Annotated in this window: 25 protein-coding genes; 7 read left to right on the forward strand and 18 right to left on the reverse strand. The window is 62.6% G+C overall.

Features of this window, described 5'->3' with window-relative positions; genetic code table 11:
• Positions 1-67: 67 nt before the first annotated feature.
• Complete coding sequence (locus AC1L6K_RS12345) at positions 68-1033, forward strand: DMT family transporter (RefSeq protein WP_480949165.1); 966 nt, start codon at positions 68-70, stop codon at positions 1031-1033.
• Positions 1034-1422: 389 nt separating this feature from the next.
• Here the strand turns inward: AC1L6K_RS12345 and arr are convergent, their stop codons facing one another.
• Positions 1423-1866 (reverse strand): NAD(+)--rifampin ADP-ribosyltransferase, encoded by a 444-nt coding sequence (gene arr / locus AC1L6K_RS12350; RefSeq protein WP_480949166.1) that lies wholly within the window; start codon positions 1864-1866, stop codon positions 1423-1425.
• Positions 1863-2480 carry a dihydrofolate reductase family protein gene (locus tag AC1L6K_RS12355; protein WP_480949167.1) on the reverse strand — a complete coding sequence of 206 codons (618 nt, stop codon included), beginning with the start codon at positions 2478-2480 and terminating at the stop codon, positions 1863-1865. The genes arr and AC1L6K_RS12355 overlap by 4 nt, the downstream gene beginning before the upstream one ends.
• A gap of 297 nt (positions 2481-2777) precedes the next feature.
• Between AC1L6K_RS12355 and helR the strand changes: the two genes are divergently transcribed.
• From helR to AC1L6K_RS12370, 3 genes are read left to right on the forward strand one after another with little or no spacing between them, the layout of a single operon-like run.
• Positions 2778-5033, forward strand: coding sequence for an RNA polymerase recycling motor ATPase HelR (gene helR, locus AC1L6K_RS12360; RefSeq protein WP_480949168.1), 2256 nt, complete (start codon positions 2778-2780; stop codon positions 5031-5033).
• Positions 5034-5068: 35 nt separating this feature from the next.
• Positions 5069-5425 carry a PadR family transcriptional regulator gene (locus AC1L6K_RS12365; RefSeq protein WP_480949169.1) on the forward strand — a complete coding sequence of 119 codons (357 nt, stop codon included), beginning with the start codon at positions 5069-5071 and terminating at the stop codon, positions 5423-5425.
• A 17-nt stretch (positions 5426-5442) separates the two neighbouring features.
• Positions 5443-6033 carry a hypothetical protein gene (locus AC1L6K_RS12370; RefSeq protein ID WP_480949170.1) on the forward strand — a complete coding sequence of 197 codons (591 nt, stop codon included), beginning with the start codon at positions 5443-5445 and terminating at the stop codon, positions 6031-6033.
• A 49-nt stretch (positions 6034-6082) separates the two neighbouring features.
• Here AC1L6K_RS12370 and AC1L6K_RS12375 read toward each other — a convergent pair whose 3' ends face one another.
• From AC1L6K_RS12375 to AC1L6K_RS12390, 4 genes are all read right to left on the reverse strand, one after another.
• The gene (locus AC1L6K_RS12375) at positions 6083-6748 is read right to left on the reverse strand and encodes a maleylpyruvate isomerase family mycothiol-dependent enzyme (protein ID WP_480949171.1); all 666 of its coding nucleotides are present in this window, start codon (positions 6746-6748) and stop codon (positions 6083-6085) included.
• A 139-nt stretch (positions 6749-6887) separates the two neighbouring features.
• Positions 6888-7436 (reverse strand): GNAT family N-acetyltransferase, encoded by a 549-nt coding sequence (locus AC1L6K_RS12380; protein WP_480949172.1) that lies wholly within the window; start codon positions 7434-7436, stop codon positions 6888-6890.
• A 69-nt stretch (positions 7437-7505) separates the two neighbouring features.
• The gene (locus AC1L6K_RS12385; RefSeq protein WP_480949173.1) at positions 7506-7943 is read right to left on the reverse strand and encodes a VOC family protein; all 438 of its coding nucleotides are present in this window, start codon (positions 7941-7943) and stop codon (positions 7506-7508) included.
• Between the two features lie 204 nt (positions 7944-8147).
• Positions 8148-8423 (reverse strand): putative quinol monooxygenase, encoded by a 276-nt coding sequence (locus AC1L6K_RS12390; RefSeq protein ID WP_480949174.1) that lies wholly within the window; start codon positions 8421-8423, stop codon positions 8148-8150.
• A gap of 99 nt (positions 8424-8522) precedes the next feature.
• Between AC1L6K_RS12390 and AC1L6K_RS12395 the strand changes: the two genes are divergently transcribed.
• Complete coding sequence (locus tag AC1L6K_RS12395; RefSeq protein ID WP_480949175.1) at positions 8523-9056, forward strand: COG4315 family predicted lipoprotein; 534 nt, start codon at positions 8523-8525, stop codon at positions 9054-9056.
• A gap of 35 nt (positions 9057-9091) precedes the next feature.
• Here AC1L6K_RS12395 and AC1L6K_RS12400 read toward each other — a convergent pair whose 3' ends face one another.
• From AC1L6K_RS12400 to AC1L6K_RS12430, 7 genes are all read right to left on the reverse strand, one after another.
• On the reverse strand, positions 9092-9796 hold the full coding sequence (locus AC1L6K_RS12400) for an anti-sigma factor family protein (RefSeq protein WP_480949176.1): 705 nt from the start codon (positions 9794-9796) through the stop codon (positions 9092-9094).
• Positions 9793-10302, reverse strand: coding sequence for a sigma-70 family RNA polymerase sigma factor (locus tag AC1L6K_RS12405; protein WP_480949177.1), 510 nt, complete (start codon positions 10300-10302; stop codon positions 9793-9795). The genes AC1L6K_RS12400 and AC1L6K_RS12405 overlap by 4 nt, the downstream gene beginning before the upstream one ends.
• Positions 10303-10366: 64 nt before the next feature.
• Complete coding sequence (locus AC1L6K_RS12410) at positions 10367-10771, reverse strand: hypothetical protein (RefSeq protein ID WP_480949178.1); 405 nt, start codon at positions 10769-10771, stop codon at positions 10367-10369.
• A gap of 198 nt (positions 10772-10969) precedes the next feature.
• Positions 10970-11404 carry a protein-tyrosine phosphatase family protein gene (locus AC1L6K_RS12415; RefSeq protein ID WP_480949179.1) on the reverse strand — a complete coding sequence of 145 codons (435 nt, stop codon included), beginning with the start codon at positions 11402-11404 and terminating at the stop codon, positions 10970-10972.
• A 46-nt stretch (positions 11405-11450) separates the two neighbouring features.
• Positions 11451-12065 (reverse strand): RraA family protein, encoded by a 615-nt coding sequence (locus tag AC1L6K_RS12420; protein WP_480949180.1) that lies wholly within the window; start codon positions 12063-12065, stop codon positions 11451-11453.
• A 266-nt stretch (positions 12066-12331) separates the two neighbouring features.
• Complete coding sequence (locus tag AC1L6K_RS12425) at positions 12332-13762, reverse strand: DUF6297 family protein (protein WP_480949181.1); 1431 nt, start codon at positions 13760-13762, stop codon at positions 12332-12334.
• On the reverse strand, positions 13759-14403 hold the full coding sequence (locus tag AC1L6K_RS12430; protein WP_480952761.1) for an ABC transporter ATP-binding protein: 645 nt from the start codon (positions 14401-14403) through the stop codon (positions 13759-13761). The genes AC1L6K_RS12425 and AC1L6K_RS12430 overlap by 4 nt, the downstream gene beginning before the upstream one ends.
• A 213-nt stretch (positions 14404-14616) precedes the next feature.
• Between AC1L6K_RS12430 and AC1L6K_RS12435 the strand changes: the two genes are divergently transcribed.
• Entirely contained in the window at positions 14617-15126 is a 510-nt protein-coding gene (locus AC1L6K_RS12435) for a GNAT family N-acetyltransferase (protein ID WP_480949182.1), read from the forward strand.
• A 223-nt stretch (positions 15127-15349) separates the two neighbouring features.
• Positions 15350-16057 (forward strand): ASCH domain-containing protein, encoded by a 708-nt coding sequence (locus AC1L6K_RS12440; protein WP_480949183.1) that lies wholly within the window; start codon positions 15350-15352, stop codon positions 16055-16057.
• Positions 16058-16370: 313 nt separating this feature from the next.
• Here AC1L6K_RS12440 and AC1L6K_RS12445 read toward each other — a convergent pair whose 3' ends face one another.
• The 5 genes from AC1L6K_RS12445 to AC1L6K_RS12465 all read right to left on the reverse strand — a co-directional run bounded on the left by AC1L6K_RS12445 (position 16371) and on the right by AC1L6K_RS12465 (position 21876).
• Positions 16371-17480: a serine hydrolase domain-containing protein gene (locus tag AC1L6K_RS12445; RefSeq protein WP_480949184.1), complete on the reverse strand. Its 1110-nt coding sequence runs from the start codon at positions 17478-17480 to the stop codon at positions 16371-16373.
• A gap of 856 nt (positions 17481-18336) precedes the next feature.
• On the reverse strand, positions 18337-18531 hold the full coding sequence (locus tag AC1L6K_RS12450; protein ID WP_480952762.1) for a helix-turn-helix domain-containing protein: 195 nt from the start codon (positions 18529-18531) through the stop codon (positions 18337-18339).
• 788 nt (positions 18532-19319) lie between these two features.
• The gene (locus tag AC1L6K_RS12455; RefSeq protein ID WP_480952763.1) at positions 19320-19946 is read right to left on the reverse strand and encodes an aminoglycoside phosphotransferase family protein; all 627 of its coding nucleotides are present in this window, start codon (positions 19944-19946) and stop codon (positions 19320-19322) included.
• A 385-nt stretch (positions 19947-20331) separates the two neighbouring features.
• Positions 20332-21216, reverse strand: coding sequence for a PhzF family phenazine biosynthesis protein (locus AC1L6K_RS12460; RefSeq protein WP_480949185.1), 885 nt, complete (start codon positions 21214-21216; stop codon positions 20332-20334).
• Between the two features lie 183 nt (positions 21217-21399).
• Positions 21400-21876, reverse strand: coding sequence for a GNAT family N-acetyltransferase (locus tag AC1L6K_RS12465; protein WP_480949186.1), 477 nt, complete (start codon positions 21874-21876; stop codon positions 21400-21402).
• Between the last annotated feature and the right edge of the window lie 71 nt (positions 21877-21947).

The raw sequence follows: 21947 nt of genomic DNA on the forward strand, positions 1-21947 counted from the left end.
TGGTGCCGCGGGTGACCGTTGCGCCGGGCTGCCTTGGCCCGTCCCAACGTCACCTAGGATGTTGTGAATGGTGCACACTGCGCGTCGACCGCGCCCACTTTCGCTCAGCAGGCAGGAACTGGCCCTTCTCGCCATCACGGTGTTGTGGGGCGCCACCTATCTCGTCATCCACCTGGCCATGCGATATACCGGCCCCATGTTCTTCGTCGGCATCCGCTTCGCCGTCGCCGGGCTCGCCGCTGCACTTATTTTTCGCGGTGTTCTCCGCGGCATGACGCGTGCCGATCTTGGGGCCGGCGCCGCCATCGGCGTCATGATCTTCTTCGGCTACGGACTCCAAACTGTTGGTCTGCAAACCATCAGCAGCAGCACCTCGGCGTTCCTGACCGCGTTGTTTGTTCCCATGGTGCCGTTCCTGCAATGGGCCGTGTTCCGCAAGCGGCCCCACATCATGGCCTTTGCCGGGGCCGCACTGGCCTTCGCGGGGCTCGTGCTGCTGGCCGGACCGGGAGCCTTCCAGCTCGGCCTGGGCACGGGCGAGGTGGTCACGCTCGTGAGCACTGTTGCCATCGCCGCGGAGATCGTGCTGATCAGCCTCTTCGCCGCCAAGGTGAACCTCGGCCGGGTGACAGTGGTGCAGCTGCTGGTCTGCAGCGTCCTGGCGTTTGCGGCCATGCCCGCCACGGGGGAAACCGTCCCCGCCTTCTCCTGGGTGTGGCTTGCTGCCGGGATCGGGCTGGGCCTGGCGAGCTGCATCATCCAGCTGACCATGAACTGGGCACAGAAGTCGGTGGATCCCACCCGTGCCACCATTATCTACACGGGCGAGCCGGTGTGGGCAGGTGTGATCGGCCGCATTGCCGGGGACCGGCTGCCGCCCCTGGCGCTGGCGGGTGCGGTCCTCATCGTCCTGAGCGTGCTCGTCAGCGAACTGAGGCCCCACGGACGTCCGCCAAAAGGGAACCCGAGCACCGCCGTCGACCTTTCACCAGCTCCGGCAGACCCGGGTAATCCACGCACGCCGGGGCAGTAAACTCCAAAGGCCAGGTTCCACGCACGGGCCAGGAAGTTCATGGAAGCGAGCTGGGAGCGGCATGGCGGTTTGGACCGGGCAGAACTGGCAGTTGATTGAGACGGCGGATGAGCAGGCGCAGATCGGGGTCACCTTGGGCATCGGCCTGCTCGACGCGGCAGTCGAGGCCGGTTGCCTTTGTACGCGAGGTCCGCGTGGCGCTGGGCACGGTCACGGTCGCCCTTTCCCTGAGGGGATCCGCCGGGGGTGTGTCCGCCGCATGGCGCCGCCTGCATCAACGAGGTGGGCGACGACGTGGTCTGGTATCCCTACGAGCAGACGCCGAAAAAGTAGGTGCACGATGCCGGGCCGGCGCTGACGGTTTTGGTGCGTCGGCCCAGCGGGTGGCTTCAGTCGTCGATGACCGCAGCGCCCCGGCGATTCAGATCGGCCAGCGAGTCCCGCATGGCCTGCAGCGTGGAGGCCGAGTGGCCCGTCCAGCCGGTGAGTTCGCCGATGACCTTCACGGGTTCCCGGGTGCGGTAGGAGCGGGTCGGATTGCCTGGAAACTTCTTGTCGGTGACATTGGGATCATCCTCGAGGGTGCCCAAGGCTTCCACAATGTAGATCCGGCCGCGGCCTTCGCCAAGTGCAAGTTCGGCACCCCAGGTTGCTGCGTCCAGGGTTTCCGTCACGTAGATGTGGTTTGCCGTTCTGCCGGCGCCAAAGTTGGAGCGGCGGCCCGGCTCCAACAGCTCACCCACCGCCAGCTCCGCCTTCGTGCCGTGGAACAGCCGCCCCGAACCATCTGCCCTGAACGGTTCGGGCGCACCCGATGCACTTGCCTCCGTCATGCCGTCTCGCCCATAACCAAGCCGGTGACAGGAGCACCGGCACGCTCATAGACGAGGGAGACGGCGCCCTTGGGAAACGCCGTTGGCGGCTGCACCAGGGTGAAGGCTGCAGGGACGCCGCTGCCGTCCGTGAACAGCCGTTTCCCGGATCCGAGGGTCAGGGGATAGAGGAAGAAGTTCAATCTTTCTGCGAGGTCCGCTGCATGCATCGAGCGCACAAGATCGCCGCTGCCGATCACGTGAATGTCGTTGAACTGGTCCTTCAGCGCGGCCACCTGCGCTAAGTTCGACAGCGCGGTGGTGGCCTCCCACTCCGGGTTGGTCAATGTCCGGGAAACCACGAACTTGGGCACGGCATTGAGTTTTGCGGCGATGGGGTTGCTGTCGCGCAAGACGGGCCAGTAGCCGGCAAAGATGTCGTAGGTATTGCGGCCCAGCAGAAGTGCATCCATCCTCTCGATGCCGGCGCTGATGGCCTCACCGGATTCCGCATCGAAGTAGGCGCCCTGCCAGCCGCCGAGTTCGAAGCTGTCACCGGGATCCTCCTCAGGTCCGCCGGGTGCCTGGTAAACGCCGTCGAGGGTGATGAACAAGTCTACGGAAATGATGCCCATGGCGCACTCCTTGGTCCAATGGATGCTGTCCGTTGCCGAGTCTACTCTCGCGGGAAACAGCACGGTAGAACTCGAAGGGACTCATTGCGATCAGGGTGTCGCCGTGGGCCAGCGGACGTGGGAAGCGCACCTGGCTGAAAGTTGGTGCTGAAAAGTTGGGGCTGAATGAAGGGCGGGCGTTCGCTGCTTACCCCCGCATTTTAAATATATACGGCATGGGGGGCCTTGCCGCAAGGCCCCCTACAGGGCGCACAATGGGTAGCTGTCCCACCAGCAACACCCGAAGGAAACTGCCGCATGCCCCAGACAACCAGCCCTTTCAACCTCCCCGAGAGCCGGGCCGCCAAGGCAGAACCCGCCCTGACCGCCAACGACGAACGCCACTTTGCCGCGATCGCCAAATCCCTGGCGGAAGCCACTGCCCGGCTGTCCTGCGAACTGCACACCGCGCGAAAAGAGCCGGTCCGCCTGGGCCAGGAAGCCGTGGAACGGGATGCGGAGATCCGCCGCCTCGAGGCCCGGCTGCAGGGGCTGGAACGTTTCGGGCTCGACCTGTGCCTTGGCAGGATGGATCCCGCCAAGACTGATCCGTCCGCAACCGATCCCGCCGGAACCGGTACCGCTGGAACCGATGCGGCGGACGGTTCCGGGCCCCTGTACATTGGGCGTCTCGGACTTACCGACGCTGACGGGCGCAGGCTGCTCACGGACTGGCGCGCACCGGCGGCCGAGCCGTTCTTCGGCGCCACGCATGCCAACCCCATGGGCCTGGCCGGCCGCCGCCGCTACCGGTGGACGCAGGGACGCATCACCGACTACTGGGATGAAGCTTTTATGCTCGACGCCGATGCCACCCCATCGGATGGCGAAACCGGCTCCCTGTCCGCTGGCCATTCCACCGCCGCATGGGAGGATCTCTCTGCGTTCATCGCGAGCCTGGGCAGCAGACGCAGTACGAAAATGCAGGACGTGCTGGGCACCATCGCCGCCGACCAGGATGCCATCATCAGGGCACCTGCCCGCGGCACCCTCGTGGTGGACGGCGGTCCCGGAACCGGCAAGACGGTCGTCGCCCTGCACCGTGCCGCCTATCTCATCTACTCGGAACCCGCGGTGGGCCACCATCCCGGCGGGGTGTTGTTCGTTGGTCCGCACCAGCCCTACCTGAACTACGTTGCCGACGTCCTGCCCAGCCTCGGCGAGGAGGGTGTCCAGACGTGCATGCTTCGGCACCTGGTCCCCGAGGGCGCCCTGGCCCTGGACGAGCCGGATCCGCTTGTCGCCCGGTTGAAGTCATCGGTCGGCATGGTGCAGGCAGTTGAGGCGGCCGTCCGCTTTTACGAGCGTCCGCCCACCAGCGGGCTGGAGGTGGCAACGCCGTACGCCGACATTTGGCTGAGCGCGGAGGAATGGACCGCAGCCTTCGATACGCCTGCACCGGGCATCCCGCACAACGAGGCACGTGATGACGTGTGGGAAGAGCTGCTGGCCATTCTGGTGGACAAGTACGACGGTGACGATGTCCCGGAAGCACTGCTCCGCCGGGGATTCGCGCAGAATACGGAGCTGGCGCAGGCGTTCGCCATGGCATGGCCGCTGCTGAAGCATACGGACCTTGTGGGAGATCTGTGGAGGGTGCCGGCCTATTTGCGACTGTGTGCGCCGTGGCTGAAGCCGGACGAGGTCAGGCTGCTGCAACGCGGAGACCCCAGCGCCTGGACGGACGCCGACCTGCCGCTTCTCGACGCTGCGCGGCAGCTCCTCGGTGACCCGGAGGAATCACGGCGCAGACGGCGGCAGCGCGCCGTCGTGATTGCCGAACGCGAACTCATGGACCAGGTGGTCGAAGACCTGATCGCGGCGGACGATTCGGAGCTGCTGGTCATGTCGATGCTGCGCGGGGAGGACATGGCGGAAAAGCTGGCCGACGGGGCTGCGGCTCCGGTTGGTGCGGTGGACGCGCTGGCGGGTCCGTTCGGTCACATCGTGGTTGACGAGGCCCAGGAACTCAGCGATGCGCAGTGGCAGATGCTATTGCAGCGCTGCCCGTCGCGCAGCTTCACGATTGTGGGGGACCGGGCGCAGGCCAGGCGCGGCTTCGCGGAGTCCTGGCCGGAGCGCCTGGAACGCGTCGGTTTGGGCAAGGTGGCGGTGTCGTCACTGCAAGTGAACTACCGCACGCCGGCGGAGATCATGGCGGAGGCCTCACAAATCATCAGGACGCAGCTTCCGGGTGCAAATGTGCCCACATCGATCCGGAGCAGCGGCATTCCGGTGGCGCATGCAGCTGTGTCGGAACTTGGTGCCGTGCTGGAGGGGTGGCTGGAGGCGAACACCGAGGGGATTGTGTGCGTCATAAGCGCGGACGACGCCGGCACCCACAGGGTGGAGTCGCCAAGGGTCAGTTGGCTGACGCCGGAATTGGCGAAGGGCCTGGAGTTTGACCTGGTCATCCTTGTGCAGCCGGAACGGTTCGGCACCGGGATCGGGGGAGCAGTGGACCGGTACGTTGCCATGACGCGGGCGACCCGGCAACTAGTGGTCCTCAACTAGTAGACACTAGCTATTAGTCGTGGGAGACTAGTGGCATGAATCAAGCTCCCCAGCCGCATGATCCGCAATTGCTCAGGGGTGTGCTGCCAATGCTTATTCTCACGCTGCTGCGTGACCAGGACTCGTATGGCTATGAGCTGGTTGAACGGCTCCGTTCGCTCGGCCTGTCCGGCTTGGCAACGGGTGCCGTGTATCCGGCGCTCAACCGTTTCGAGCGAGACGGCTGGCTGACCAGTTACATGATGCAATCGGCATCGGGACCGGCCCGGAAATACTACAGACTGACGCCCGCCGGCAAAGTGGCGTGCGCCGATGCTGTCCAGCGGTGGCACAACATTGCGGCAGTGGCCGCGCGGGGCTTGTCCGTGAACAACGACTACGAGCAGCAATAATGAGAAAGGCGTCCGGCGTGAAGTTTGGGGACCAGAATTCCAGCATCAATGATGCGGCGGGACGTCCATCCGCGAAGTCCAGGCTCTCAGGCCGTCCGCCCAAGAGGGGGGTGCGGCATGCCATGGGCCGGGAATGGTATTTACTCCAGGTCGACCTCTCCCTGGATGGGAAGGTTGATGCACGGCAGCGGAAGGGAATCCTTGCCGACCTCCGCAACAGCATCGACGCCGACGTGGCGAGTCTCAGCCTCAAGGATGTTCTGTCAGGGCTGGGCAAACCGGATGTATTGGCAGCAAGTTATCGGGAAGGGATGGTCCAGTCCCGTCCATCGTGGGCAGCAGGGGTTGCGGCCGCGATCGGCATGCTGCTGCTCTACTGGATGATCTTCCTGAGCTACACCTTTGGCATGCTGGCCGTGGCAATGCAGGCTGGTGGAGAATTTGCATCGCACCTGTTCCTGGTTGAAGTAAGAGCCTTCGGAGGCGAGGACGGACCGGGCATCGGCTGGAGCGGGGGCGCGGCGCTGTGGTTCCCGTTGGCATTGGCAGCGATTGTGTTTATTCCTGTCAGCCGGGCCTGGCGTGTGTTTGGGCGTCGGCGGGGTTGATCCGAACCGGGTTGCCGTCCTGTTGTCGCTCGCGTCCGGGCCCTGAAAGTTAGGTCGACCCCCCAGATGCGGGCGCCGCGCAACGACTGCGCAGGGTTGCGACCCCGTCACCTGAAAGTTCAGCGCAATACGAGCCGCGGCCGGCCATCGCCATCGTCAGTGCCAGCGTTGTTCCCTGCACGAGGCGACCGTCGCCAGCGGCAAAGGTGCCATCAGTTGCCTCCAGCCGCAGTCCGGCGATGGTGTTTTTGCTGTCGACGGTGAAGTTCCTGCCGGCGTAAAAGTCCGCAACGGCCGTGACGACACCCACGGGGACCGGTCTGGCAATTCCCAGTGGACGGCGAATGTCCTCACTGTGCACAACAACCTCGCCCAACCAGGCGGCGGTTGGCCCAAACGTCGACGTGGTGCTGGTGGTGATATCCCGAAACGAGGCCAACGTTTCGGCAGGAGCGGAGCCAAGATGTTCAGCCAGGCGCCTGTCGTTGTGAAGATCGAAGTCGAACCTGGCGCCAAGAACACTGGTGAACCACCGCAGCGGACCGATGCTTGCTGCAGCCGTGAGATGGGCAACGACTTCCTCCACGCTCCAGCGCCCGCACAGCGAGGTCGTACTCCACTCGGCATCGTCAAGCCGGGCGAGGTCGGCGGCGAGGGCGGCACGCTCGATGTGGGCTGCGGACCAGAGCTCCCTGCTCGTGTCGATCTTGGCCATTGCTTCACCTCTCCTTGCATTTGCCTGCGCATGATTGTGCCGGCACCTTCGGAGCCCGGGCCCTGCGCCCTTCCCAGGATGGCCTCGAGGGTGACGGGTTAGTTCGTCATGCGAGCCATTCCAGCCGGAAGCGCTGTCGTCACGGGCGGGGCCGGTCTTCACGCAAAATGGAAAAGAGCTTCGAATCGCGCCGCACCCCGTTCACCAGCCGGTGGGAACGCAGCAGTCCCTCCTGGGCGAAGCCGCTCTTTTCCAGGACACGGATGGAGCCGACGTTGCCGGGTCGGCAGGTGGCAGTGATGCGCTCGAGTTGGAGCACGTCGAATCCCAGCGTCAGTAGATGTCCGACAGCCTCCGTGGCATACCCGTTTCCCCAATGTGCGCGGTGGAATGTGTATCCCAGTTCGCCGTTGCGGTCCGCGGAATCAGTGACCCAGACAGCCACCGACCCGATCGTCGTGCCATCCAGGACGGCCGCAAGCGAATACGATTGCTGGTCTTTGCCGAGGCCGGCGTGCGCGGCATCATTGACGAAGTCTGCCGTCTGGTCCAAGGTATTGGGCCCCCACGTCGACCAACGGGTGACTTCGGGGTCCGAGGCGTACGCATGTACTGCCGGGATGTCAGTATGCCTGAAGTCCCGGAAAATGAGCCGTTGCGTGGCCGGATGCGCTCTTGGACTACTCATGGGTCGCCTGTTCAGTCGTGTGCCAAGGTTCAATCGTAATGGCGGCCTGCCATGCGTCCCGTTGGGCCGTTAGTCCTTCTTCAGTTCTTCGGCGAGCATCACGAGGATTCCGCTGGGGCCGCGGAGGTAGGTGAGTTTGTAGATGTCGGCGTAAGTTGCCACGCCGCGCAGCGGAAAGCATCCGTGCTTCGCGGCTGCCTCGAGGGCCTTCTCGATGTCGTCCACGGAGAAGGCCACACGGTGCATGCCGATGTCGTTGGGCCGGGTTGGGTGTGTCTCGACCGCTTCGGGGTGGATGTATTCGAAGAGCTCGAGACGGCCATGACCGTCCGGGGTCTGGAGCATCGCGATGTTCGCGTGGTTTCCATCAAGTCCGACGGCGGTGTCCGTCCACTCGCCGCTGACAGTGTCACGGCCGATGACAGCAAGACCGAGATCGGTGAAAAAGGCCACTGCTGCCTCGAGGTCGCGAACCGCTATGCCGACGTTCTCAAGTTTGATGCCCATGCGTTGAAAGCTACCAAAGCGGACCAAATAATTCCAGTGCCGGTGAGGCCCCGTTTCTGCCCGTCAGGTGGTCCTTGCCAGGCAGTCCCACGGGCATCAGGGAATCGCTCTCGAACCCGGATTCAATTCCGATGCGGTATTGACTGGTTTACACCACCAGGGCCCCGCGAAATTGGGCATGCTCAAACGGGATGATCCCGCACATCACCCGGTGACGGAGTAGTTCCGCTTGATGCCTGCCGTTGCGCGACCCCACTCGCTGGCCTTTACCCGTGCCTGGTGCAGCTCGAAGGAAGCGGCGTCCTCGAACCGTTCGGAAACATCCCACACGAAGGGGTCATCGGTCTGGGCCACCTCGAAGGAAAGGCAGCCCGGCTCGGCACGCGTCAATTCAATGTGGCGCGGCAGGTGCTCCACCACGGCGGAAAGCTGCTCGGCGCCTTCACACCTCAATTGGCCGGTCAAAACGGTGTTGTCCATAAAGAAGATCCTGCCATGCGTGAACCGGGTTGCCCGCCATCTCGTGTGTTGGGCATGGAGCCATCGAAGGTTCCGCCAAGGCAAATGGGAGAAGCGGTCATGAAAGCCAAAATTGGAATCGCCCTCAGCGCGCTGGCGCTGGCTGCACTCACGGCATGCGGCAGCGCAGCCGGGCCGGGCGGAATTTACAACACACCGGGCAGCTCATCCGGCTCGTCGTCATCCGAATCCTCCGCGGGCACGCTGCACACGGCCGGCACGTCCATGGGCAAGATCCTGGTGAACGGCGCCGGGATGGCGGTCTACTTTTTCGACAAGGACAAGCCGAATGAGACCGCCAGCACCTGCACCGGCCCCTGCATCAGCCTGTGGCCCGCGGTGACCACCACCGCCGCCACACCCACCATCTCCGGCGTCACCGGAACCGTGGGCACCATCACCGGCACGGACGGCGCCAAGCAGGTCACCCTGAACGGACTCCCGCTGTACACCTACGCCGCGGACAAGAATCCGGGGGACACCTCGGGCCAGGGCTACGGGGGCATTTGGTGGGTTATCGGCACCGACGGTGCCAAGGTCACGTCCGCTCCGGCAGCCACTTCTGCGCCGGCACAGGGCGGCAGCGGATACTGACATAGGCATGCATTCGGGCTGAAGACAGGCAGGAATCACGGGGCCGCGCTGAGGAGCGTGGCCCCCGTGCTGTCCCGGATGTCCAGCCGGGCGATGGAATGTGCCGGGCTGCCGGTGGCCGCCGCCGGCGAGACGTCGCTGCCCGGGCCCGCTGTCCAACTGGCCAGAGTGGTTTCCGCACCGGCCGTGGAGACCATGACCATGACATATTCCTGGCCCGCCGGTTCGCCCGCGTACAGCGAGGCTGTGTAGGTGCAGTGCCAGTTGATCTGTGTGCCCCACGGAAAACTGGCCAGAGTTCCCGTGGCCGTCATGCCGCGCGGGGACGTGCCGGAGAAGGTGAGCGGGACGCTTGAGGAGGCACTGCTGACCGCCAACGGTGGGGGAGCGGTGCCGGGGCCGACCGCGGTGGTGATGGCCGCCGTCGTACCTGCCAAGGCAAGGGCGGCAGCTGCGGCAGCCAGGACAACCCGACGACGGCGGGCAGCGACTTTTGCGGCCAGCCCGGCATAGAGCGGCGCGGGTCCGGTTGCTGTCGCGGGGGTTGCGGCTGGGGCAGCGGCGGCGTTTTCCGCATGCGTCAGTGCGAGCAGGCCGGGCAGTCCCGACAGCTCGGCAACGCTGCGCCGGCAGGATGAACAGCCGGAAAGGTGCTCCTCAAATTCGCGCCGGCCGGCCGCGGACAGGGAGCCAAGCACGTAGGCTGCATCCCACAGGGCATACGGGTCGGAGGCATTCATCGCCCGCTCACCCCTCTCTCTTGCAACGCCAGCCGCAGCGCCCGCAGGCCATAATGCAGCCGGGATTTGACCGTTCCCTCCGGGATGTCCAGCTCCGTCGCGATCGACGCCGTGTCCCGGCCCCCGTAATAGGCCTGCCGAATCACCTCGCGGTGCTCCGGGCTGAGTGTCTCCAGGGCATCGCCCACCAGCCAGGCATCAAGGACCCTCTCGGTCTGGTCGTCGCCGGGAACCTCGGGCAGCTGGTCCATGCCGAACTCGTGCCGGTGCCGGGCGCTGCGCCAATCATCGATGACCAAGTTCCGGGCCACCGTGAACAGCCAGGCACGCAGCGCTGACGGTTCCCGAGCCAAAACCTCGGGGTGCTGCCACGCCCGCAGCAGGGTCTCCTGCACCACGTCCTGCGCCTGCGCCCGGTCATGGACCAGCCGCATCACGAACCGCCAGAGCAGCTGGGCATAGTCGCCGTGCAACTCCCGCAATGCCTGCTGCTCGTCCTGACGCATTCCCACCTCCTGACGCTTATACGCAGTATGGGCCCGGTTGGTTCACTCTGGCTAGGGCTTGCTATCAGTGGCGGGGCCTGAAAAGTCCGACGGAGGCCAACACCGCGCCTGCGCCCTCCGCAACTGCACTGAGAGACTTTTGAAAGAACCACACGGGCTCGTACATGGCAGGGAACGGGCCAAACGCGGGAACGTTGATGTAGCGGTAGAGAAGGACTGCCGCGAGCCCGCCGGCGGCAACGATGAAGGCGGCGGCGTAGGCCGGCCGGCTGCCACGGATCAGCACGTACAGGCCGGCAAGGATGGCGGCGCCGGCCTCAATCCGAAAGAGGTTGCCCTGGCCGATGCCGCCCGGGGCCGCGATTTGGTAGTAGGAAGCGAGCTGCAGGTGAACGATTGCATCGATAGCCAGGGCGGCCGCCACCAGGAGGCGCAATGCGACGTCCAAAAAGCCTCGGGGGATGGTCATGCCCGCCCTCACCTGATTCCCTGCTGCGCTGCCCGTCCCGGCGGCCGCGGATGTGACTGCCGAGCCCTTCGTCCGGTAAACGAGGTGGGGCCGCGGTTGGTTCAATGCCTCCGATTGGCATTCACCGTGGCTTGGAGGTCATGCACCCCGGAATGGCCTCCACCCCACTGAAACAATCCGCCAAGTCAATCCGCCAAGTCAATCTGCGGTGAAGCGTTCGACATACCGTCGTTGCCATGGCGTCTCCACCGCGCGGGGATGGTAGTGCTCGCGAACGAGCGTCACTGCCAGGTCAGCCGGCACGCCGTCGAGCACGGCGATGCACGCCAGTGCGGTTCCTGTTCGCCCGAGTCCTCCGCGGCAGGCGACCTCCACCCGCTCCGTCTCCGAGCGCAGCCAGGCTTCACGCAGGGCGTCCCTTGCATCGCCGCGGTCCTCGGGCAGGCGAAAATCGGGCCAGCGCACCCAGCGGGATTCCCCTTCGACCGGGGCAGGTCTGCGTCCCAGAAGGTGGACCGTGAAGGTGGGGACAGCGCCCGGCGGCATCGGTTGGCGGAGGCTGCGGCCGCGCAGCAATCTGCCGGAGGGCAGACGCAGCACACCGACCCCGCCGGACTCCCACGTAGTGTTCACAAGTCAAATATAGTGGCGGCCCTGGATCGTGGACGGTGCCGAATGGTTACGAATCCACTTCGGCCGCCCGAAGAATCGAGTCGATCTTCTGCTCGTGTTCGGCTTCCCAGTCGTCGAGCGATTGGGCCTGCTCCGCCATGGACTTCTTCGCCACTGCCGCCATCACGGCATCGACGTCCTGTGCCGGAACGGCAACGATGCCTTCCTCGTCCGCGACGATGAAGTCACCGGGATTAACCAGCACGCCGCCGCAATGCACAGGCTGCTGGAGGGGGAGGGGAACAGCTTTCAGCCCCGGTTTGGGCACCACGGCACGGGCAAAGACGGGGAAGCCCAGCTCACGTATCTCGGCGACATCGCGGATGGCACCGTCAACCACAAACCCGGCAATTCCGCGCCGGTGCGCTACTGCACAGACGTTTCCGCCGGCGACAGCGTGGGAGGCGTCTCCGCCGTCGACCACGATGACGGACCCGGCTGGTGCCCGGTGGATGGCCGAATGGAGCATCAAGTTGTCGCCGGGGGCACACCGGACAGTGTAGGCGGGCCCGCTGAGTTTGGCCCCGGTCCATAGCGGACGAATGTCGGGGGAGAAGACCTGCGATCGGGCGACTTGGTCGGCGACGTCGGTGGGTGAAGCAAATTCTGGCAACGCGTTCATGGGGCTCCCTTGCTCTATTCTTGAACGTTCCATTCAGATATTACGGGCACTGGGTGGTGAGTTCTGCTGTGCGGTCGTGTGGCGGGGTCGGTCAGGGCCTCCTGGTGCCAAACCAGAGACAAAACACGGAAGTCACAATTTGCAGCACCAGCAGCCACACGGTGAGGGTGCCTGTCAGTAGTGCCAGCAAGGTCGGCAGCATGGCCAGGAAGACGAAGTCAGGCCCTCTCGTGCAGCTTTCAATGGTTCCCTCAACACTTGCCCAATCAGGTGCCGGACGGTATGCCATTCGCATCGCTGCCCCTGCAAGACCGACGCCTGAGAGCATCCCCATCCCCAGAAGTGCAGATGTGCTGAAACCTTCGCTGCCTGCGCCCAAAAGTGCCAACAAGCCAAAGCCGAGAGCACTCCAGGCAATGGTTGCGAGAACGGGCACCACTGCATGCAGGCGAAGCTGAGCCGAGGCACCCATAGGGAAGCAAGCGGTCCAATGCCGGCCGGTCGGCGTATTGCTGGGCAATGGTGGAGGACGTAACGGAAGCTCCCCAGCCGGTTAAGAACAACACTGCGACAACGATGATGGCGCTGCCAAGGCCCTCGATGAGGGTGGCTGCGCCGGGAAGCATACCCAGTCCAACAAGCGTTCCCACGGTCTGGGATTTACGCATGAAGGCCAACACGTCGGCGAAGATGAGGACACCGGCAGCAGATTTAGGCACCGGGGTGGTGATACTGCGTCTCTTTCGCCCGCCGGAGTCGATCCGCAGGGCCTGGCCAAGCTCGCGAAAATCAGCAAAGTACAAGGCACTGCTGGCATGCCCTGTAATCCCGCCGGCAGCCACCAGATCTGCCCGATACAACCTGCCCAGGCCCGCATAGGCCCAGCCGCATCCAAGAACTGCCATTCCGAACGTGGCAAGCAACGGCCAAATGCTCCCGTGGGCGACGAGCAGCGGCCAACTTGAAGGAAGCACCAGCAGGACGGATGAGAGGGCAGCCAAGAACTCATCACTTCGTGGCATCACCGCAGGCAGGAGCAATGTCAGCAAAATGATGCCGGATAGTGCCCGTGCACAGCCCTCGACGATGCGTTGTCTGCCGGAAATTTGTATTGCGACGGCCGAAGCAATGATCAGCGCACCCAAGAAAACGGCTGTAAGGCAGGCCAGGATTACGGATGCAACGCCATGGGCCGGGCTGGACAGCGCAGCCAACGGAGCCACGCAAAGCCCGGCCACAGTGCCGGTCCAAAGCAGCTTTTTGGTGATTGGTCCAAGCGCAAGTTTTCGGCGGTCTGTTGGCAGGCTGAGCCACCAATATCCCTGGGCCCGGCTGGCTGCCACAGGTCCTGTCCGGCAGGCGAGAACTAATCCGTAGGCGGATCCCAAAAGGAGAAGGAGGCTCATGGCCACTGGCGCCGGCAACTGCCAGTGGTGTGCCGAGGCGATGGGGCGGGTCAAGAACCAGCCGGAGTCGACCACCAGATCTTGCTGTATGCCGTAGAGCAGGGAGCCCGCGTACATCAGAATAACTGCGGCGCCAAAAAGACTCCGGTAAACATCGCCAACGGTGCCCCAGCGGCTGGTGGTGCGATGTTTGTTGAAGGCGTTCCTAATGAACACAACAGGATCGAAGGCGTTTTTCCTGCCGGTGAGTGTGGGGGTCGGGGTTGCGGAGGTTGGTGCTGCAGGTGTCAAGCTGAAATTACTGCTGCAGCTTCATCCGGAGACAGGAAGCGCACTTGTTCGTCAACGACAATGCACTGTTCCGCGACATCTGTCAGCAGGGCAGGATCATGGGTGATCAAGAGCAATGTGGTGCCTTGGTCGGTGGCGGTGTTTAGGCGGGTTGTGAGTTCCCGTCGCATGCGGACATCGAGTCTCTGCTCGGGTTCGTCCAGGACCAGCAGGGTGGCTGGTCGGATGAGCGCCGAAGCCAACAAGAACCGTCGGCGCTGCCCCGAAGACAGTTCATCAGGCATGCTCCCGCCATGGTTGCCCAGTTCAAAAAACTCCAGCTCTGCCTCAACCGCCGTCGCGGGCCTGGGCACCTGATGGCCGTGGGCCGTCATCAACAGATGCTCAGCAACTGTGAGGCCGGGGAAAAAGGCGTCTTCATCAAAGATTGTGGCGACATTGCGTCTGTAAGAAGCAGTCCGCTCGTCCACGCGGACACCTTGAAAGAACGACCTTCCTGACAGGGGCATCTGTTGCCCGCACAGGGTTCTTGCAACAGTGGATTTTCCTGCTCCATTGGGGCCGACGATGGCCATCGAGGCACCGGCACTGAGCTGGAATGAAACCGCCGCACATACCGGTGTTCTGCCGAAACCAGCCACCAAGCCGTCGGCCGCAAGCGTGGCCGTCCCGACAGACGCAGCACTATCCAACTTCCCCTATTTTCCCCCAAACAATCCGTGTAACGCTGTGACGAGACTCAGCTCGTACTTCGTAACAGCCTACTTGCATCCGTAATGGCGGTGGTGGTTGGTGCTGGTGGTGAAAACGGCACCTGTCGGTGATGGGCACTGGCATGAAATAGGATTCTGTGGATGATCACCCAGGAGTTTTCGATACGACGTACGACGGCGTCTGACTGGCGCCAGATCCGCGACATCCGTGTGGAGATGATCCGCGATACGCCCACTGCGTATGCAGAAACGCTGGCAACAGCGGTGGGCGTCGATGAGACGGAATGGAGACAGCGAGGCGAGCGCGGCACTACCACCCATGGGATCCAGGTAGCTGCCATATCAGGTTCCGGCGAATGGGTGGGAACCATGGGCGGATACGTGCCCGATCCTCTGACGGGGCCGCTTTTGGTGGGCGTGTTTGTCGCTCCGGAGTGGCGCGGTCGGAACACGGGTCTCACCGATGCACTCTTGGGAACCATCGAGGACTGGGCGAGCACCGAGGGTGGCCGGCTCACCCTCCATGTTCACGACGACAACACCCCCGCACGCAGGTATTACGAACGCCAGGGTTTTGCCGCGACCGGCCACCGCGTCCCATATAACTGGGACACAACGAAGGACGAACTCGAAATGGTCAAGCAACTTTGAGGTTGTGCCGCGCCCGGGGAGGGGTGGTCCGTGCCTCCCGATCGAACTGTCCCGTCGATTCATCTCGCGAGATCCACAGGTTCACCGACGGTGAATCCAGCCCACTAAGAGCCAGATCGGAGATGCCCGCGACCGGAAACCATAGGTGTGGACGGGTGTTGCTACTCAAACGGCCGGCGTGTGGGGGAGCGGTCAACACCGACTGGTGAGGCAGAATACAGCCATGGACCCACTTGAATCAGAGTTGCGAGTTATCCAGGCTGCAGAAGAGCTGGCGGCAACACTCGGTGCCGATGAGAACCATACGGTTGCAGCAGCGGCGATGGATACGAACGGGATCATTCATCGAGCCGTCAACGTCTTCCACTTCACTGGTGGGCCATGTTCAGAGTTCGTGGTCATGGGGCTCGCGGCGACGGCGGGTGCCGGCCCTTTGATGACCATGGCTGCCGCTGGCGACGGCGGGCGGGGCCTCATTCCGCCTTGCGGCAGGTGCCGGCAGGCGATGCTTGACATTCACCCGGACATCATGGTCGCCGTACCGGGAGACAATGGCCCACGGATGCAGCCGATCCGAAAGCTTCTGCCCTACTCGTATTTCCAGCCCGACGCAGATTCCCGGAGAATCCTGAGGTTCAACAAGAGGTACTACGATGCCGTGGCGAATGGCACCAAGGTGTCCACGGTTCGTTTTGACGAGGATGTGGTTCCCGGGGCGCACATCTTCGTTTTTGAGGACGACGCCGGGCACCGCATCTTGGAGGGCATGGTGACGAATGTTCAGCAGTACCGGCTGGACAAGATGACGGCGAAGCAGGCTCGTCTCGCCCGGGGAACGTCCATGGAGGAGTTCCGCGGCGGGTTGCGCAACCACTACCCAGAGTTGTCCGACCAAAATGTAGTCAGCGTGGTGGAGTTCGAACTCGCCTGATGCAGGGGGATGTCGGATGGCTGGACGGTGACGCCGGCACCAAGATCACGGCGGGTGTGGCCGAATAGTTTCACGCTGATGACTCAGTCAAGCGAAAGAGCGAGGGTAACTCGTGGCACGAAGCCTCCCTGGCACTGATGGTGCTCAGGCAGGCAATCTTTTGAATTCTGCACGGATTCTGAGTGTTCTGGAAGATATTGGCCACCGTCTGCATTAGCTCCAAAAGAATCGGGAACTGCATCTACCGGTCATATTGACGGAGGTGGCAGCTCAGGGGAGTGGTGGCGTGTACCTGCCCGGCCGTGCTCCGAGGTCAGGATTCCAGGGGCATGTCGTCAAGGTCCCAGGAGTAAACTTTGGCAATTCGTTTCTGGATCTCCGCCATCACTGATCCACCATTGTCGCCGTTGGTCATGATCACGGCACCGTAGCCTTTGGCGACGTGCGCAATGGCTTGGGCCTTGAAGCCCCAGTTGTCACCGTCGTGTTCGAAGTACCAACCATCGCCCTTTTGCGACACCATGAAACCGACCGCGAACGGGCCCACCCCGATGGGGGTGACCATGTTGCGCATCGTGGTTCTGTCCAGAACAAGCGAGGATCGTCCCGCCAGTGTCTTTTGCACTTCGATGAGGAGCCGGGCCAAGTCACGTGGAGTTGTCCACAAGCCGGCAGCAGCCTGCTCCGGGTGCACATGCCATCGTGCGTCCATCGCCGCGCCCGAGCCGTCGTGTGCCTGGGCGGCCCGGCATTCGAGTTCTGCCGGCAAGGGCTGCTCGAAGGTGCTCATGGTCATGCCGATCGGTTGAAGGACCCAGTCATGCATGATTTGTGCGAAGGGTGCTCCGACTGAGTCGGTGAGTGCGAGCTGCTGTATCTCGATGCCGCCGCCCGAATACTGGTAAGCCGTCATGGGCGGCCGCACCAGCCGCACTGCAGCCAGAGGGGATGGTGGAAGCCCGTCGAGGACCTGCAGCAATGACGGCAGCGGCTCATTCGGTTTATACCCGGGAAAACCAAATCCATCTCCGAGGCCCGCGGTATGGCTCATGAGCATACGGGGTGTTACCGCGCCGCCTCCGTGGAACTGCCCCTGAGGCAGCTGCCAGCTAGTCAAGGTGCTGTTGATGTCCTGGTCGAGATCGAACAGCCCGATCTGTGCAGCCTTCAGCGACGCCATCGCCGCCACCGGTTTACTGATCGAGGCTGTTTGGTACAGCGTTTCGTCGGTTGCCGCTGCTCCGGATTGCGCGTCTGCTGTGCCCCATGATTTCGTCCACGCGATCTGGAAGTTGTTCATGACGGCGATGCTGACACCAGGCACATGGAAGTGGTCCAGCAACTGCGTGACGGGGAGAACGCCGACGGGGTGCAGGTCTGCTGACTGTGGGCACTCGATCTCGGCGGTTCTCGCGCCTTGCATCTCGGAAGGTTCTGGCAGGCAGGCTGGCTGGCATGTTCATGAACCTACCATGTCGTTCGGCGAGCAACTGGCACGTCGCTGAGCCAGTCGGAGGCACCCGCCGCCACATCCGAGGGTGCGTCCTCCCGCTGCCCCGCCGCAACCATGCGTCAATTGGCTGGAAGTGTCCCGTCTCATCTAAGTTGGACCATGAGAAGCGCGGGGGCTAGCGAAATGGTCCGACTGTAGTTAGACAACTTCAGCAAGATCGTCTCACTACAGTCGGACCAAAACCATGAATCAAGCCGCAAAACCCAGCCCGTCCATTTGGTTCGTGTTCAGGGCGTCGGGTGTCCCGTAAGGGGAATCTCCTGCGGGACGGTATCTGGGTAGCCTCCGCGCACGCCGCAGATGAATAGCTGGGAATTCGCAGGGCCTTGAATCTCATCCCTCAAGTGAAATGTGAGAGGTCCCAGCCCCTTCGCTCAAATGGGCAGCCGGCCGTTTTGACAATGGGGAGCGGCTGCACACTCGGGCTGCCGAGTGCAATACTTTCCAATATGGCAACCGAACGGCGGCGCTGGCGCCGAATCACCGACTTCATAGGCATCACAGAATCTGAAGAGGCCACACGCAATCGGCCGCGGCCATGGTCCGGCCGGTGGTGGCTTCGCCTGGTTCCTCTAGCGCTCATTGTCGTTGTGGTCGTAGTGGTTGGTCAGGTGTTGTGCCTATAAAAGGCCGGATGCAACAAGATCTACGAAGATGCGATCAGCGGCAGCAAGTCCAGTACCCGTCTTTCACTGTTCCCGGTATGCGTCCGTTTCTTTTGCCACCGGTAGACCTGCGTTCTTCGGGCAGGGTGGCAAGCTGCGGATCAGTGTCCGGGACTGACGGATTTTAGATATTCCTGCACGGCCGTTTCGCGTACCCGGTAGGAACGGCCGAACCGGATACCGTTCAGCGCACCGGAGTGTACCAGGCGGTAAACTGTCATCTTTGAAACGCGCATCTGGGCGGCTATCTCCGCAACGGTCAGAAGGTTTGTTGTGAGTGGTCGATTTTGTGCCATTGCTACATTTGCTCCTTGAACCTCATTCGTCACTTTGATGTCCCTGTTAACAGTGACGGCTCCCTCGATGCAGTGCACGAGTAGTCACTACCTGTTTTCAGGGCTCTCACAATGAATAATCAACGGGGGCCGAACCATCCCGCAAATCATGTCGCAATTTTTTTGGGCGGGGCTGCGCCGCCCTCGCTTTGGCACAGGCGGAGTTTGGCGACTTACGCCATCCAAGGGCGTCTCTTTGCCTACGTGCTTGCGATGTTGTCCCTACGCGCCAACCTCAACAAAGGAACCCTAAGCGGGAACGTCGTCAGTGGATGGGCTGAACCAGTGTTCGCGTTGAAGTCCCTGTCTTGCTGATCAATTTCCATCGTTCGCGTGTGCAGGTTTTAGCGGTCCGAGTCTCGGTGATTGCGACCTCGTCGAATGAGAAGCAGAGCCAGGGCAATTACCGAAACGGTCAACAGGATCCAGACGGGAATTAGCCGTACCCAAGTGGGAGCCTCAATCAGTATCAGGACTATGTTTGCAGTTCCGAAGGCAAGTAGAAAAAGCCCAAACGGCCACCACTTGATGGGCTTTCGTTGCTGAGAGTCCATAGCTAGTCCTGTCGAGTCCAAGGTCGAAAGTAGAAAATCTGTTGAGGACGGTTCTGGCTCAGACTGTAGCAGCTGCCCTTATTTGATATGTCTTCCACATCCAGCGCATCACTCTTGTGCTGTCACTGTTAGTCGTATTCCACAAGGGAACCTCCTGTGGACGGGGTTCGGCGGCTGAAGTGCAGGCCCTTGGTGCTAGACAAACGTGTTCAAGATGGCGTGGGCCGTCCATGGCTTGCCACCGCTCTTGTCGGTCCACACGGCTGAAAGGGCGCACCAGGCGATGACCCATGATCTCACCGTATCGATGTCGAGCCCTGAGTGCTCGCTGACGATCGCAAGTCGTCGGTGAAAATTCTTCAACGCCACGTCCGTGGACGGGTTGCAGAAAATATTGGCGTAGTCGAACGCCCGGGGGACGAACAAACCTTTGGGGTCAATCGCACGCCAACGCTCTTTGAAGTCGAGAACATTGCCGTGATGGACGTCCCCGTGGAGAACCACCTGTGTTTCTGAGGCCGAAGCCTCCAGTAGCTCTTGTGCCATGGTTGCCGCTCGCTCAATTTTTCCTGCATGGGGCTTTGCCGCATGTGGCGCGATCAGGTCTTGAAACCAAAGTGGCAAGGGCACGAGATCACTGGGAGCAGACGATTTGTCAGGGACGCCGTGCAGGGAGGTGATGGTTTCGCAGAGGATACTAGTAGTCTCATCAAAGCGGCCTGCCTGGCACACCGCTGTCAAGGCCCGTTGGCCAGAGGCCAGGTCCATCAGGACGGCCTGGTCGTTGACTACATGCACCCCGCTGCGGCACAACCGGCCCACCAAGCTAGGACGCGGCCACCGCGTGCCTCTTCGGCAACGCGGGCGACCTTGAGCATGACGTTTCGGTCATGCCAGCGACCTGGAACTAGCCAGCTGGAGGGAGTGATGACCATGTCCCCGCTTTGGCCGATGGCCCACCGGTCCATGTACGCCGGCACCGTTCCCGCAACCCAATCCATGAACAAGATCGTATCCGGTTGACAGGCGGACGGTCTTTCAATCAGTGGTTGCCGGCCTCGCTTATCGCGAACACCTACGTCCGGTATGCCGAACGTTCACCGGGACGGTCGAATCAAGATCCCTGCCATCAAATCTGGGCTCAGCACGCGACATCAATGGCAGGGAATTTGACCGACTACGAGGAAAACCGGCCCGGGGAATTACCTCAGTATGGAAGGAACGCAGTGCCTTCCATGAAGCGGACACATCGCCCCGTCAATATTGTGCGTTCCCCCGCGAACTCGATGTGCACGGTTCCGCCGCGGGCCGATGCCTGACGCGCCAGCATCTCCTGCTTGCCGAGGCGTTCAGCCCAGAGCGGAGCGAGCTGACAGTGGGCGGACCCGGTGACGGGATCCTCAGAAACCCCAGCCTCTGCCCCGAACCAGCGGGAGACGAAATCGTAGTCAGTTCCGGTGCCCGGGGCCGTGACAATGGTCCCGCGCACCGGCAATGAAGCCAGGAATGCGAGATCCGGTGCCAGATCGATGACAGTTTGGGCGTCTTCGACCATGTAGATGTGGTCAGTAGCCTTCAACGCCTCGGCCACCGGGACCCCAAGTGCCCTGGCAATTTCGGGATCGAGGGCAACCGGCACGGGGACTTCGGAGGGGAAGTCCATGGTGTATTGACCCTCGGCCGGACGGGTCACCACGAGCCAGCCGCTGCGGGTGTAGAACTGCAGCTTCTCGGCCTGGGGATGGACGTCGTCAAAAAGGTAGGAAGCTGCGGCCATGGTCGCGTGCCCGCACAGGTCCACTTCGACGGCTGGAGTGAACCAGCGCAGATGGTACGACGGGTGGGCCGAGTTCAGAGCCTGGATTCCTGCGGGCAGGTCCTTGACCAAGAATGCCGTCTCCGAGAGATTGTTCTCCGTCGCCGCCTGCTGCAGCACAGCATCGGGCAGCCACTCGGGCAGGGCCATGACGGCTGCCGGGTTACCTTCGAAGAGTGCATCGGCAAACGCATCGATCTGTACCAGGGGTACCTTCACAACGTTGCGCTGCTGTTCCTCTTTGTCTTTGGATATTGCTGACGATTTGATCTGCATGTTGTTTTCCTTTCGGGCCCGGTTCAGCATACGGTCTGGGCGTGTGGCAGCCGTTGCCCAGTGACAAGGGGCAATGCGGAATAGCCGGATCATAGGGGCTGTATGTGGGATAGGGGTTTGTTGCGCTGCGCTCGTCAGTGGGTGTGATGCCAGTTAGTGGACTGACACCACGGAACCGGACCACTACACCAGGATGTAGTGGTCAAGCCCCTCATGATGGGTGTCCAGCTGGAACCCGCGGCGGGTGAGTAACTTGGTCGAGACCGCGTTGGCGGGGTCCACGCGAGCGAAGAGCTCCCGGGTGACGTAGATGTCGGGAATGCTGGCCAGAGCGGCGTCGAGCATGGCCCCGGCGATACCGCGGCCCCAATGGTCCGGGGTGACCCAATAACCGACTTCAATACCCGCGTCCTTGCGGGACGAGACCACGATGCCGACAGGCTCGTTTGCCTCGCTGGCCAGAAACCAACGCGAGGCACCAACGCTGTCGAGCGGGTCTTCCTGCAGTGCCGCATGAATGCGTTCCTGAATGGTATGTTCGTCCCACGGCTGGCCGTCGCCGATAAAGCTGGTCACCCGTTCGTCAGAGGCCATGCCGGTGAAGAATGCCGTGTCAGCTTCGTGGAATGGGCGCAGGGTTATCGAGGGAGGGTGCGGCATGGGAACCTTTCGGGGTGGCGGAGTTGTCACCAACCTATCAAGGTCACTGCATGGTCCTGAATCCGCTCGCC

The sequence above is a fragment of the Specibacter sp. BI4 genome (assembly GCF_056680095.1).